The following is a 13,169-nucleotide window of genomic DNA, read 5'->3' on the forward strand; positions in this document are numbered from 1 at the left end:
GCACAAGTACAACACGACTGGAGACACGATGAATCGGTTCAGACCCTCGCCGCCCGAGGCGAACAAGACATGCACTGCGCGCCGCCATGCACTCGGTGTGCTCGGTGCCGGCATCGCGGCCCTCGCCGCCGGCCCCGCCTTCGCGCAACCCGCGCCCTTTCCCAACCGCGTGGTGCGCATCGTGCCCTTCGGCTCGCCCGGCGGACCGATGGACGCCATCGCCCGCGTCTACGCCGAGAAGCTCAAGGCGCGCTGGAACCAGCCGGTGATCGTCGAGGCCCGTCCCGGCGCCAGCGGCACCATCGCGGCCGACGCCGTCGCCAAGGCCGCGCCCGACGGCTACACCGTGCTGCTCACGCTGCCGCTCACGCACATCAACAACGTGGTGCTGCAGCCCAAGCTGCCCTATGACCCGGTGAAAGACTTCGAGCCGCTGTCGCAACTGGCCACCGGCGGCCCGATGCTGATCGCCCGCGCCTCTGCGCCCTTCTCCACCGTGCGCGAGTTCGTGGCCTACGCCAAGGCGCATCCCGGCGTCTCGTACGGCACCTGGGGCAACGGCTCCAACGCGCACCTGTTCGGCGAACTGCTGGCGCGCCAGAACCACATCGACCTGGTGCACGTGCCCTACAAGGCCGAGGCCGCCGCGCACAACGACATGTTCGGCGAAGCGCTGGGCGTGGCCTGGGCCAACCCCGCGACGGCGCGCGGACTCGCACAGGCCGGGCGCATCAAGGTGCTGGGCATCACGGGCCGCCAGCGCGTGCGCTCGATGCCCAACGTGCCGACCTTCACCGAGCAAGGCTTCGCTGGCTTCGACCTCGACAGCTGGATCGGCGTGTACGCGCCCGCCCGCACGCCGCAGCCCGTGCTCGACGAATGGTCGCTCGCGCTGCGTGAGATCACGAAGCTGCCCGACATCCAGGAGCGCCTGGCCGGCTACGGCTTCGAGCCGCTGGGCAGCACGCCCGCCGAATTCCGTGCCGGCTACAAGGCCGACTTTCCCCGCGTGGCGGACCTGATCAAGGCCGCAGGAGTCACCCCCGAATGAGCGCCGTTGTCCCGCCCTCCGCCACCTCCGAGTGGCAACCCATCGCCTTCGACACCGGTACCGCCTACGGCCGCAAGGCGCCGAGCCACAAACCCGAGCTGACCGAGGTTGGCGCCGGCACGCCCATGGGCGAGCTGCTGCGCCGCTACTGGCATCCCATCGGCCTGGCCGCCGACGCCACCGACACGCCGCGCCAGGTGCGCGTGCTGGGCGAAGACCTCATCCTGTTCCGCGACAAGAAAGGTCGCGCGGGCCTTGTGCACTGGCGCTGCGCGCACCGCGGAGCGTCGCTCTACTACGGGCGCGTGGAAGAAGAAGGCATCCGCTGCTGCTACCACGGCTGGATGTTCGACGTGCAGGGCCACTGCGTCGACCAGCCCTGCGAACCCGATGGCGGCGCGCGCAGCCGCGGCCGCGTGCGCCAGCCCTGGTACCCGGTGCAGGAGCAGTACGGCCTGGTCTGGGCCTACCTCGGCCCGGCCGAGAAGAAGCCCGTGCTGCCACGCTACGACTGCCTCGAAACCATGGACGACGGCGAGACCCTGGAAGCCGACGGCAACAGCATCGGCGGCGGCGGGCCGCAGGTCATTCCCTGCAACTGGCTGCAGCACTACGAGAACGTGGCCGACCCGTTTCACGTGCCCGTGCTGCACGGCAGCTTCAGCGGCACGCAGTTCGTGGCACTCATGGGTCAGATGCCCGACGTGAGCTTCGAGAGCACCGAGACCGGCGTGACGATCACCTCGATCCGCACGCTCGAAGACGGCAACACCTTCCGCCGCGTGGCAGGCCCCGTGCTGCCGACGCTGCGCGTGGTGCCCAACCCGCGCGTGGCCGCCTACGGGCGCGTCGAGTCGATCGGCTGGGTGCTGCCGATCGACGACCACAGCTTTCGCATCTACACCGTCGGCCGGGTGAAAACCCCGGGCGATCTCGCCCGCGTGCGCTCGCGCCTGAACGGCAAGCTGTGGGAAGAGCTGAGCGAGGCCGAACACCGCGCCTTCCCCGGCGACTACGAGGCGCAGGTGAGCCAGGGCGCCATCACCGCGCATTCGGAAGAGCATCTGGCCTCGTCGGATCGCGGCATCGTGATGCTGCGCCGGCTGCTGCAGCGCCAGCTCGATGCGGTGCGTGAAGGCCGCGACCCGGCCGGCGTGAGCTTCGACCCCGCGGCGGCGCCCGTGCAGTTCGAAGCCGGCAACTTCCTCGTGCCCAAGGAATGAATGGCGTGTCGGGCGGCGCAGGCATCGCGGTGCGGGTGGCGCGCAAGACGGTCGAGGCCGAAGGCGTGGCCGGCTTCAGGCTGGTACCCGTCGATGGCGAGCGCTTGCCGGCCTTCACGCCGGGCGCGCACATCGACGTTGCATTGCCCGGCGGGCTGGTGCGCCAGTATTCGCTGTGCAACGCATCGGCCCCTGGCGACGAGGGGCACTACGAAATCGGCGTGTTGCGCGACGCCGCCTCGCGCGGCGGCTCGCGGGCGATGCACGACGCCGTCCATGAGGGCTCGGTGTTGCAGATCGGCCCGCCGCGCAACCTCTTCGCGCTCGACGAAAACGCAACGCACAGCCTGCTGCTGGCCGGCGGCATCGGCGTGACGCCGCTGCTGTCGATGGCGCAGCGGCTGGCCGCGCTGGGGGCCGACTTCGCGCTGCACTGCTGCAGCCGCTCGGCGGCGCGCGCGCCCTACCGGCGCCGGCTCGAAGACAGCGCGTTCGCGCACAAGGTGTTCTTTCACCACGACGACGGCCCGCCCGCGCAGCACCTCGACCTCGCCGCTACCCTCGGCCGTCCGGCGCCGGGCCGACACGTCTATGTCTGCGGCCCCTCGGGCTTTCTCGAGGCCGTGCGCACGACAGCGCGCGCCCTGCACTGGGCGGACGCGCAGGTGCACTTCGAGTCGTTCTCGGGCGCCGCACCGCCAGCCGATGGACAGGGCAGCTTCGAGGTCGAACTGCACCGCTCGCGCCGCGTTGTCCGCATCCCCGCGACGATGACCGTGCTGGACGCGCTCGCCGCCGAGGGCATCGAGATTCCGGTCTCGTGTGCGCAAGGCGTCTGCGGCACCTGCCTCACGCGTGTGCTCGCGGGCGAGGTCGCGCACCACGACCTCTACCTGACACCCGCCGAGCAGGCGGCCAACGACTGCTTCCTGCCCTGCTGCTCGCGGGCCCGCTCACCGAGGCTGGTGCTCGACCTCTAGGAGTTCGTAGAGCACCATCCGCGTCTGCCTCCCCCGCAGCTCGATCTGCTCCTCGATGCGCCGCGTGGCCAGACGCCCGCCCAGCCCTTCGAAGGTCGCCTCGGACATCAGCGTGCGCGTGCCCAGCTGCTTGTTGGTGCCCTCGATGCGGCTGGCCGCATTGATCACGTCGCCCAGCGCGGTGTACGACAGCCGGTCGCTCGAGCCGAGCACCCCGGCGATCACGATGCCGGTGTGCATGCCGATGCGCGTGCGAAAAGGCTGCAGGCCCTCGGCCTGCCAGCGACGGTTGAGCTCGGTCATCTCGGCGTGCAGTTCGAGCGAGGCCGCGCAGGCGTGGTACTCCGCGTCGGGCAGGTCGGTGGGCGCGCCCCACAGCACCATGATGCCGTCGCCCATGAACTTGTCGATCACGCCGCCGTGGCGCGCGAACACGCGGGTCGCGAGGTTGAAGTAGTCGGTCAGCTGCCGCATCAGCACGTCGGCCGGCATCGATTCCGCGATGGCCGTGAATCCTTCCACGTCGGTGAACATCGCGGTGATGCGGCGCGGCGACCCGTTGGGTTCGAGGGCATGCCCTTCGGCGATGAGCTGTCGGATCACGTCCACCGGCACGAACTTGCGAAAGGCCTGCAGGCTGCGCGCGGATTCGTCCAGCGCCTGGTTCAGGTGCTGGATCTCGAGCACGCGGCTCGACTCGCGCGGCAGGTCGTCGAGCTCCAGCCGCCCGATGCGCCGCGCCGTGCGCGAGAGACTTTCGATGGGCGCGGTCACCAGCTTCGACAAGCGCAGCGAAATGAAGAGCGCGATCGCCAGGAACGCCAACACCAGCAGCAGCGACCACAGCACGTTGCGATGCAGCGCACCCAGCAGCGCCTCTTCGGGCTCCCAACTCACCAGATGCCAGTCGGTGGCCGGAATGCGCGAGGTCTGCACCTGGTAGTGCATGCCCTCGTGCACGAGCGCAAAAGCCATGTCCTCGGTCCAGCCGCGGCTGCCGTTGGCCAGCATGTGGGTGTGCAGCGCACCGAGCACGCCCTCGTCGGGGTCTTCGAGCACGCGCATGGAATGCGGGTGGTCGCTGCGCGCGATCACGTGGTGGTCGGCACTCAACAGCGCGCTGTGGCCGTGGCCCGTGCCGCCGAACAGGCGCACGAGGCTGGAGAGATGCCCGAGCGACACGCTGGCGACCGCCACGATCGTCTGCGTGACGCCCTCCTCGTCCTGCCGCCGGCTCGGCCGCGCGTGGCTCACGCCGAGCTCCTTCATCGAGGGCAGCACGAAGGGCGCGGTCCACACGGCGCGCTGCGCCTTCTCGGCCTGCGTGAACCAGTCCTGGTGCACCGGGTCGTCTTCGCTGCGGAAGGCCTCGATGCGCGTGGTCTCGTAGCGCCGCCGCGGGTCTTCGTCGCCGTCGCTGTCGGGCGGCGACTTGTACTCCCAGGTCTCGGTGCTGAAGTCTTTCTCGCGCAGCACCTGCCGCACCACCGGCGCGGGGTGGCGCATGGCCATCAAGAAATGGCCGTCGTCGCTGCCCACGCCGATGCTGTCGATTTCGGGTGTCTGTTCCAGCGCGGCCCAGAGCAGCTCGGCGGTCTGCTCGCCGTCGTGGCCCGCCGGGTGCAAGTCGGGCGTGTGGGCGATGGCGCGCACCAGGCCCTCCGTCTTGGCCAGGAAGGCGAGGATGTTGTCCTCGACGCGGTCGTGGTTGACCTTGTGCGCCGACTCGCCCACCTTCGACACCAGCTTCTCCGCCCCCCAGTAGCCGAAGGCCACCAGCAGCAGCGACTGCAGCAGCGCGACCGCGCAGATGATGGTGCCGACGTCGACCCGGAAGCGCCGCAGCCGCGCGTGGGGTGCGGGCGATGAGGCCGGTGGTTCCGGGTGCTTGCGGTCGTCTGTCATGTGCGGGGAGCCTCCAGGGCATTCGAAGGCGCCCTCGTGGCGGAGATTCTCACCCGGGCCGTGGGCCCGCGGACCGGCGCATCACGGGTCGGCCGACATCTGGACGATGACCGGCCCGCTTGCCGCTACGCCGCAGTCTTTGAGAAGTCAGGGGCCCGCTTCTCAGCGAACGCCGTGAAGGCTTCGCGCGCTTCGGGACTCTGGAGGCGCTCCACGAACTGCGCGCCTTCGAGGTCCATCTGGGCTGCAACGGCCGCGCCCTGCTTCATCAGGCCCTTCGTCAGCTTCAACGAGCCCGCGGCACGGCTGGCGAGCAGCTCGGCAACCTTCTGCGCCTCGCCGTGCAGGTCCGACACAGGAACGACCCGGTTCGCGATGCCCCAGGCCAAGGCCTGCGCAGCGGACACCGGCAGGCCCAGCGCAAACATCTCGTAGGCACGAACGTGGCCGATGCGGGCAGGCAGCAGCAGGCTCGACGCCGCTTCGGGAACCAGCGCCAGGTTGACGAACGGCGTGGACAGCAGCGCATCCTCAGCCAGCACGACGAAGTCGCAGTGCAACAGCAAGGTGGTCCCCACGCCGACTGCGCGTCCGTTGAGGAATCTGACACGAAGAGCAGGCGCGTGAGTGACGCGATCCGCCGACAGTGTCAACGTCGGCGACGCCATCGAGACGCAAGGCGTCGTGCGCGGCCTTGCCGGGCACCTCCGCAGCATCGACGTGGCACTGCAGGAGATCGGCAAGCGCGCTCGCTCTTCAGGCGCTTGGGCCCCGCCGGCGCTGTACTACGAAGAGCGCGACCTGCTGGACCTGCTGGTCGACCTGCACGGCCACCAGATCCGCAGCCTGAGCTTCGGCGAGTTTTCGAGAGCATGCGACAAGGCAATCGCCCAAACGCTCAACGCCCCGGGCGGGCGCGTCGTCGACCACCAGCAGGGAGTACTAGCATGATCGGCACCCAGCCTACCGGCACTATTCAAGGTGTGGTGATCACCGCGGTGTCGCATGAAGGCCTGCGCGTCAGCGTCGATGGCAAGCCAGCTCGGCTCGCCATCGTGCTCGAGGACGGGACAGTAGTCAGCTCGGGCGATGATGTCGCACGCGAGGCAGAGGCCGTTGCGGTGAATTGCTACCGAAACATGCTGCAGGGGAAAGGCTTCCTGCGAGTACTCAGCTTGCCATTGAACGCGCCTCCGACAAAGAAATGACTGCGTCGCCGGCCCAACTAGAACGCTCTCAACAGTGCGATTTGTACCGCCCTCATTCCCGACAGGCCTGCTCGGCAACGACCTCCGGCATCGTTAGGCGCACTGAATCGAGCCATTGAAAGCAATGCCCAATGGCCGGCATTTTTTCCTCTACGTCTGCCGCGGTCATCGAACCGATCGCATGTTCCTGCACCAAGATCGCGTCTTCGCCTTTATCGGCATTGCCCATGACGTCCTCTAGACAGCCCGCCTTCCAAATCCAGACGCTCTGCGCTCGAAGGCTATCGTGCAGGCCGGCAGTGATGTTCATCCCCTCAGGGTCACGAGCAAAAGCAGCCCAAGAATCCGCTGCGTGCCACCCGGTCTTCTTGTCCTTTACCGGCAGACCGTTGTCGCCCAGAGGGAAATCAAGATCTGTCTGCAGCCGCTTTAGCACAGTTTTGCTGCGCCCAAGCACCTCGTCTTCCTTCGGCAACATTGGCGCTTGGCCCTTACGCGCCTCCGTGAATGCATAGTCAAGGTCAGCGATTGCGCATGCCTGAATCCCCATTGCAGCTAGCACAGGCAGCGCCTTTGGGAGGTCGGAGCATGCGCCCACGGCCACAAAGGCGATCTGATCGAGTTCCGGGTGACGGCCGCGCAGTTTTTCGTAGAGCAGAGGTAGCAATCGCCGCTCGGTCTTTCCCTCGCAGAGCACGACGAGGTCGGAGAAATAGATCTCCGCGAGGTTGCCCAATTCAAACAAGGTTCTGGATTGCGCCTGCGCCTCCTGCAACGCAGCGGGCACCGCGTGACGCAGCGGAAGACGAGTGATCGTTCCCCGTACCTTGTCCTTGCTTACGATGACAGCATCCGCAGCATTCTCCCTACTGAGCATCATTGGAGAGTGCGTTGCGTAAACAACTTGAAAGCCACGATTGGAGAGTTCAGCCAGGGCCTGCCGAAGTCGCTTGACCCCTTGCGGATGCAAGTACAACTCCGGTTCATCGATGAGGAGCAGCCGTCGCGCAGCAACCGGCTTCTGACCAATACGAAGGTCGGCAAGGTGGCGGATTAATGCCATCTGGATGGCACGTTGGGCCCCAGTTCCGAGCTGATCAAAACTCCTGCGATCCCCCGTCACGGAGTCCGTGATGTTCAGACTCCCCGCCTTGAAGAACTCCTTAACTTCGACCGTCTGGAGATCAAGCTCAATGTTAAGGCCCGGAAAGAAGCTGCTGAGCGCAGTTGTCGCCCCCTCATCGAAAACCCTCAGATGATCTGACCGCGCTGCACCTTTGGCGCTCAGAATATTTTGCACGGTTTGCATTGCCGCCTTCAGCTCCGCGTGGGCTTCGACGATCGGCACCATGATCAAGTCCAAGAGTGACTTGAGAGTGCTGCCGGCCTTTGCTTTTCCCAAGTCCTCACCAAGATCCTCCATCGCGTCGATGCGCAATGCTTCAGGCAACAACGCAGACACGGCTTGAGGCAATCCCGTCGGGTACTCTCGCCAGATCTCCGGAAGACCGTCGCCCCGGTACTTCTCGAAGTCGAACACTTCGCAGGAGATTCCCTTGGCCCCTGGGGCTTTTCCAACTACGCGAATCCACATCGAACCGGTCCCGCAAAACGGGGCAATGGCTGCTCGATGCTTTGCGTCTGGAATGAGCTGCAAGATCTCTTCGTTGATGCCATCGATCCTTGCCGTGACCACTACAGGCTCACCGACTTGGAAGAAGTCAGATTGCTCTAACGCCCCTGGCTTCAGCACCCAGCCAAGTGCAAAAAGAATGGTGGACTTTCCGGCGTTGTTTTGGCCCACGAGCGGAGTGAAGGACTCCATTGGCATGCTCACGTGCTGGCAGGCCCGAAGACCCACGATGTCGACAAATCCGATTTTGTGCATGCTCCCCCCTATTGATGCAAGTGTGCGAATCGCATTCCGCCGCCAATATGCGCAGCCCTCGGCCGTGGTAAGGACGAAAAATCAGGGCTCTGGAGAGTAGGTCTTCTGCATCGCTTCCCCGAGGCGATTAGCTCCAAATTCTCGCTCAAGACATTCGCGAGCCAAGCCAACATGAGTAAAAAACACCCCTCTGGAGTTTCGCTCTCTAGAGGTTCCAAGATACTCCCCCTTTTGGGCAACGCGCTTGACATTTTCTTTATCACTCTCAGCAGCCGCATTTCGGTGCCTCGTTAATATATTGCGCAACTTCTCCACATTGTCAACCTCAAGATATAACAAATTCTCAAGAAGCTCCGCATAAGTTTCATTCGCCCCTCTATTTTGTTTTGGAAATACCTCCGACAGAACGGCTTCGATAACGTCCACGTTCAGTGATTGCTCCACATTAGATAGATGGAGTTCTTCCGTAACGTAGTCTTTTCGCTCACTCAGAACTCGATCAAATTCGAGATCTACCATTTCGAGCAAGGCTGAAACACGATGTATAGCCCGACGTAGAGGTGGGGGTACGCTAGACTCGTTTTTGTATTGCAACTTGTGGGAAGCTGCAGCCCAAATATGTTGAGCAAGCGTTCGAATCTGCAACTCTACTTTTATATGACCGAGGCCGGCGAAAGTAGGTATTTCAAGCCAACTCTTGGGAAGACGAACAATATAGTGCTGAGATTGATATCCAAATTGACCTTCAGCAAGTCTCTGCGCCGTGTCTTCACTGCTTATTATATCCAGCCTATTCTCAACCAATCTTTTAACTTGCTCCAAATCTTTGGAGAAAAGAAGAACCATCCGAATTCCGACAATGTCATCAAACTCCAGAATGCCCTTAATTTCTTTTGATTTTCGCTTTATTTTTTCAAGAATAGAAGATAGGGATTTAACGCGTCCTTCCAAGGGCATTCCAAGCGTCACCACTTCAGACTCAAGTAGCCGCTCCAATTGTTGTGACAGAGCTAGCCGAAGTCTTTCAGCGTCCCCGACGATGCGCTGATACTCCAAGGCAAGGTCATCAGGCTTTCTCATACAAAAAAACTCCTAAAAGTCGAATGGGGACGCGCAATGCACCAATACGTGTATCGCATGGTAACTTGCCGTGTAAATATCTCATTGCGGAAACCACCAATCTCCTGCGCAACTAGATCTACAATCGCGCTTCGCTAGGGGTGCTGACACGGGCTATCCGTTCGGCTGAGAAAGTCCCTTTGAACCTGATTGCGCTCACTTTTATTTTGTGAGCCCGAGGTAATCCTCGCGCAGGGAAGCTGGTCCGGTGGCCTGTCGCGTTGTCTCGCGTGATGGCCGCGCCACTGGAGCCTCGCCCACCTGCCAAACCTTTTGCACTGGAGCAAACGGATGGCACACAACGACAACGACAGTTCCGCTTCGTCCGGCAACGAAGCGCTCACGCCCCTGCCCGCCTCCCGGCGCGTCTTCGGCTGGCACGACCACGCCTCGCTGTGGTTCAGCCTCGGCGTCGGGCTGCTGGTGATGCAGATCGGCGCCTACCTGGTGCCGGCCGTGGGCACGCGCGACGCGGCGCTGGCCATCGTGCTGGGCTCGCTGCTCGGCGCCGGGCTGCTGGCCTGGACCGCGCGACTGGGCTGCGAAACCGGGCTGGCCAGCGCCGGCCTGATGCACGCCACCTACGGCAGCGCCTTCGCGCGGCTGCCGGTGCTGCTCAACATCGTGCAGCTGGTGGGCTGGACCACCTTCGAACTCGTGATCATGCGCGAGGGCACGCAGGCCATCGGGCAGCAGGCCTTCGGCCCCGCGCTCAGCACGGCCTGGGGCGGCGTGCTGACCACGCTGCTGTGGGGCGCGGTGCTGCTGGCGCTGCTGGCCGGCTCGATGGTCAAGCTGGTGCGCCGCTTCGTGAGCCGCTTCGGCCTGCCGCTGGTGGTGCTGTCGCTGCTGTGGCTCAGCTGGCAGTTCGCGACGCAGCTGCACGCCAAGGGCCTGGACGCCTTCTGGGCGCGGCCGGGCAACGGCAGCATGGGCATGTTCAGCGCGCTCGACCTGGTGATTGCGATGCCGGTGTCGTGGCTGCCGCTGGTGGCCGACTACGCACGCCACGGCAAGCGCAGCATGGGGGGCGGCCTGGGCAGCGCGTTCAGCGGCACCTGGATCGGCTACGCGCTCGCCAACATCTGGTGCTACGCGCTGGGCGTGATGGTGGTGAGCGTGGCCGAGCCGGGCACCAGCCTTGTCATGGCGCTGCTGCTGGCGCAGGGCGGACTGGTGGCGCTGGGGCTGATCCTCATCGACGAACTCGACAACGCCTATGGCGACGTGTACTCGGGCTCGGTCTCCACGCACAGCCTGCTGCCGCGCTGGAGCGTGAAGCGCTGGGGCCTGCTGCTGGCAGTACTGTGCATCGGCCTGGCGCTGGTGCTGCCGATGCACACGCTCGAACCCTTCCTGCTGCTGCTGAGCTCGGTGTTCGTGCCGCTGTACGGCGTGATCCTCGGGCGGCTGGGCAGCGGCCACGCCGTGTCGGCGAACGGCACGCGCACCATCGACTGGGGCGCGGCGCTGATCTGGCTCGCGGGCATCGCGGCCTACCACGCGCTCGCCAAGTGGGCACCGCAGTTCGGCTCGGCGCTGCCGACGCTGGCCGCGACCTTCGTGCTGGCCTGGCTCAGCCGGCCGACAGCGGCAAGCGGTGGGTCGGCACTGGCGCAAAGCCGTGGTTGAGCGGACCGTGGCCCGCGCCCACCAGCACATCCGCACCGGCGCGCATCGCGCCGAGGATGTACGCGCGTGCGCGCTCGACCGCCTCGGGCAGCGCCAAGCCCAGTGCCAGATGCGCGGCGATGGCCGACGAGAGCGTGCAACCGGTGCCGTGCAGGTTGCGGCTGGCGATGCGTTGCGACGCGAGCCGCTTGCGCGCGCCGCTGCGCTCCAGCAGCACATCGACCACTTCGTCGCCGGGCAGGTGGCCGCCCTTGAGCAGCACGGCCTTCGCGCCGAGCGCGAGCAGCTCGTCGGCCGCGCCGTCGAGCGCGTCGATGCCGCCGATGGCGTGGCCAACCAGCAAGGCGGCCTCGTCGAGGTTGGGCGTGACCACCACGGCGCGCGGGAACAGCTCGCGCACCAGCACCTGCACGGTCTCGGCCGCGATCAGGCGGTCGCCGCTGGTGGCGATCATCACGGGGTCGAGCACCACGTTCTTCAGCTGGTAGCGGTCGATGGCCCAGGCAACCACCTCGACCACCTCGGGCGCGTGCAGCATGCCGAGCTTGACGGCGTCGACGCCGATGTCTTCCACCACGGCCTGGATCTGCGCCTTCAGGAAGTCGGGCGGCACGCCGTGGATGCCCGAGACGCCCACCGTGTTCTGCGCAGTGAGCGCGGTGATGGCCGTCATGCCGTAGCAGCCGAGGGCCGCGAAGGTCTTGAGGTCGGCCTGGATGCCGGCGCCGCCGCCGCTGTCCGAGCCGGCGATGGAGAGCACGCGTGCGTAGCGCTGGGTGGGTGCTTGGGTCATGTCGAAAATTATCGGCGAGCCGACGGAGGCGCCGCATGAGCACACCGCATCCCCTGCCTTTCGGCTCGGCCGCGATCCTCGGCGCGGGCCTGATGGGTCGCCTGATGGCGGTCACGCTCGCGCAAGCTGGCTGCAAGATTGACCTGTACGAAGCCGGCAGCCCCGAGGCCGAAGGCGCGGCCGCGCGCGTGGCTGCGGCCATGCTCGCGCCGCTGGCCGAATCGGCCGTGGCCCCGGTGTCGGTCGTGCGCATGGGCCAGCATGCGCTGTCGCGCTGGCCCGAGCTGCTGGCGCCGCTGGCGCAACCCGTGTTCTTCCAGCGCGAAGGCACGCTGGTGCTGTGGCACCGCCAGGACGCCGCCGAGGCCACGCGACTCGCGGGCGTGCTGGCGCGCACCGGCGCGCAGGTGCCCGAGCTGGCACCGATGCAGGCGCTCGACACGCCCGCCGCCATCGCCGCGCTGGAGCCCTCGCTGGGCACGCGCTTCGCCCGCGGCCTGTACCTGCCGGGCGAAGGCCAGCTCGACAACCGCGCGCTGCTGGCGTCACTGCGCGCCACGCTGGAATCCGATGCGCGCGTGACGCTGCACTGGCAGTCGCCGCGTGCGCCCTCCGACTTTTCGCCCGGCACGGCAGGCCAACCCGACTGGGTGATCGACTGCCGCGGCCTCGGCGCCAAGCCGCAATGGAGCGCGCTGCGCGGCGTGCGCGGCGAGGTGATCCGCGTGCATGCGCCCGAGGTCACGCTGCAGCGGCCCACGCGGCTCGTGCATCCACGCTACCCGCTGTACATCGCGCCCAAGCCCGACCATCTGTTCGTGATCGGCGCGACCGAGATCGAGTCGGACGACATGTCGCCCGCCAGCGTGCGCTCCACGCTCGAGCTGCTGAGCGCGGCCTACGCGGTGCACAGCGGCTTTGCCGAGGCGCGCATCGTCGAGATCGCGACGCAATGCCGGCCCACGCTGCCCGACAACCTTCCCGCCATTCGCCAGCCCCAGCCGCGCGTGCTGCAGATCAACGGCCTGTACCGCCACGGCTTCATGATCGCGCCCGCGCTGCTCGACGCGGCGATGGAACTGCTGGCGCATGGCCGTTCCACGCTCGCACGCGGCTTCGGCATGGACGTGCCCGACGCATGACGAGAACAACGACAAGCCCGATGAACATCCTGATCAACGACAAGCCCTGCACGCTGCCCGAGGGCGCGCTGCTCGCCGACGCGCTGGCCGTGCTGCAGGCCGTGCCGCCTTTCGCGGTGGCGGTGAACCGCGAGTTCGTGCCGCGCTCGGCCTATGCCACGCACCCGCTGCACGCCGACGACCGCGTCGAGGTGATCCGCCCGGTGACCGGCGGCTGAACGACACCAC

At 66.1% G+C, this 13,169-nt stretch carries 12 protein-coding genes and 1 pseudogene; 8 read left to right on the plus strand and 5 right to left on the minus strand.

Annotated features, from left to right (window positions below):
* Window positions 1–28: 28 nt before the first annotated feature.
* The 3 genes from AC1RL8_RS03720 to AC1RL8_RS03730 are packed head-to-tail and all read left to right on the plus strand — an operon-like array spanning window position 29 to window position 3,254.
* Window positions 29–1,051 carry a Bug family tripartite tricarboxylate transporter substrate binding protein gene (locus AC1RL8_RS03720; RefSeq protein WP_492683928.1) on the plus strand — a complete coding sequence of 341 codons (1,023 nt, stop codon included), beginning with the start codon at window positions 29–31 and terminating at the stop codon, window positions 1,049–1,051.
* Complete coding sequence (locus tag AC1RL8_RS03725) at window positions 1,048–2,274, plus strand: Rieske 2Fe-2S domain-containing protein (RefSeq protein WP_492683929.1); 1,227 nt, start codon at window positions 1,048–1,050, stop codon at window positions 2,272–2,274. The genes AC1RL8_RS03720 and AC1RL8_RS03725 overlap by 4 nt, the downstream gene beginning before the upstream one ends.
* Entirely contained in the window at window positions 2,271–3,254 is a 984-nt protein-coding gene (locus tag AC1RL8_RS03730; RefSeq protein ID WP_492683930.1) for a PDR/VanB family oxidoreductase, read from the plus strand. The genes AC1RL8_RS03725 and AC1RL8_RS03730 overlap by 4 nt, the downstream gene beginning before the upstream one ends.
* On the opposite strand, the gene AC1RL8_RS03735 is transcribed toward AC1RL8_RS03730, so the two are convergent.
* Both AC1RL8_RS03735 and AC1RL8_RS03740 read right to left on the minus strand, forming a co-directional pair.
* Window positions 3,228–4,319 carry an adenylate/guanylate cyclase domain-containing protein gene (locus AC1RL8_RS03735; RefSeq protein ID WP_492684853.1) on the minus strand — a complete coding sequence of 364 codons (1,092 nt, stop codon included), beginning with the start codon at window positions 4,317–4,319 and terminating at the stop codon, window positions 3,228–3,230. The two genes, AC1RL8_RS03730 and AC1RL8_RS03735, sit on opposite strands and share 27 nt — an antisense overlap.
* 965 nt (window positions 4,320–5,284) lie before the next feature.
* Window positions 5,285–5,794: pseudogene (locus AC1RL8_RS03740) on the minus strand (enoyl-CoA hydratase-related protein); the annotation flags it as partial.
* Here AC1RL8_RS03740 and AC1RL8_RS03745 point away from each other — a divergent pair.
* Window positions 5,787–6,110 (plus strand): hypothetical protein, encoded by a 324-nt coding sequence (locus AC1RL8_RS03745; protein ID WP_492683931.1) that lies wholly within the window; start codon window positions 5,787–5,789, stop codon window positions 6,108–6,110. The pseudogene AC1RL8_RS03740 and the gene AC1RL8_RS03745 sit on opposite strands and share 8 nt — an antisense overlap.
* Complete coding sequence (locus AC1RL8_RS03750; protein WP_492683932.1) at window positions 6,107–6,367, plus strand: hypothetical protein; 261 nt, start codon at window positions 6,107–6,109, stop codon at window positions 6,365–6,367. The genes AC1RL8_RS03745 and AC1RL8_RS03750 overlap by 4 nt, the downstream gene beginning before the upstream one ends.
* Window positions 6,368–6,419: 52 nt before the next feature.
* Here AC1RL8_RS03750 and AC1RL8_RS03755 read toward each other — a convergent pair whose 3' ends face one another.
* Window positions 6,420–8,255 (minus strand): ATP-dependent nuclease, encoded by a 1,836-nt coding sequence (locus tag AC1RL8_RS03755; protein WP_492683933.1) that lies wholly within the window; start codon window positions 8,253–8,255, stop codon window positions 6,420–6,422.
* An 81-nt stretch (window positions 8,256–8,336) separates the two neighbouring features.
* Window positions 8,337–9,335: a GTP pyrophosphokinase gene (locus AC1RL8_RS03760; protein ID WP_492683934.1), complete on the minus strand. Its 999-nt coding sequence runs from the start codon at window positions 9,333–9,335 to the stop codon at window positions 8,337–8,339.
* Window positions 9,336–9,665: 330 nt separating this feature from the next.
* Here AC1RL8_RS03760 and AC1RL8_RS03765 point away from each other — a divergent pair, with 330 nt between their 5' ends.
* The gene (locus AC1RL8_RS03765; RefSeq protein ID WP_492683935.1) at window positions 9,666–11,006 is read left to right on the plus strand and encodes a purine-cytosine permease family protein; all 1,341 of its coding nucleotides are present in this window, start codon (window positions 9,666–9,668) and stop codon (window positions 11,004–11,006) included.
* Here AC1RL8_RS03765 and thiD read toward each other — a convergent pair.
* Window positions 10,951–11,799 carry a bifunctional hydroxymethylpyrimidine kinase/phosphomethylpyrimidine kinase gene (gene thiD, locus AC1RL8_RS03770; RefSeq protein ID WP_095950172.1) on the minus strand — a complete coding sequence of 283 codons (849 nt, stop codon included), beginning with the start codon at window positions 11,797–11,799 and terminating at the stop codon, window positions 10,951–10,953. The genes AC1RL8_RS03765 and thiD overlap by 56 nt on opposite strands.
* A gap of 35 nt (window positions 11,800–11,834) precedes the next feature.
* Here thiD and AC1RL8_RS03775 point away from each other — a divergent pair, with 35 nt between their 5' ends.
* Complete coding sequence (locus tag AC1RL8_RS03775) at window positions 11,835–12,941, plus strand: FAD-dependent oxidoreductase (RefSeq protein WP_492683936.1); 1,107 nt, start codon at window positions 11,835–11,837, stop codon at window positions 12,939–12,941.
* Between the two features lie 20 nt (window positions 12,942–12,961).
* Window positions 12,962–13,159 (plus strand): sulfur carrier protein ThiS, encoded by a 198-nt coding sequence (gene thiS / locus AC1RL8_RS03780; protein WP_062472460.1) that lies wholly within the window; start codon window positions 12,962–12,964, stop codon window positions 13,157–13,159.
* The last annotated feature ends 10 nt before the right edge of the window (window positions 13,160–13,169 follow it).

It is taken from the genome of Variovorax sp. GW822-FHT04E09, assembly GCF_058800845.1.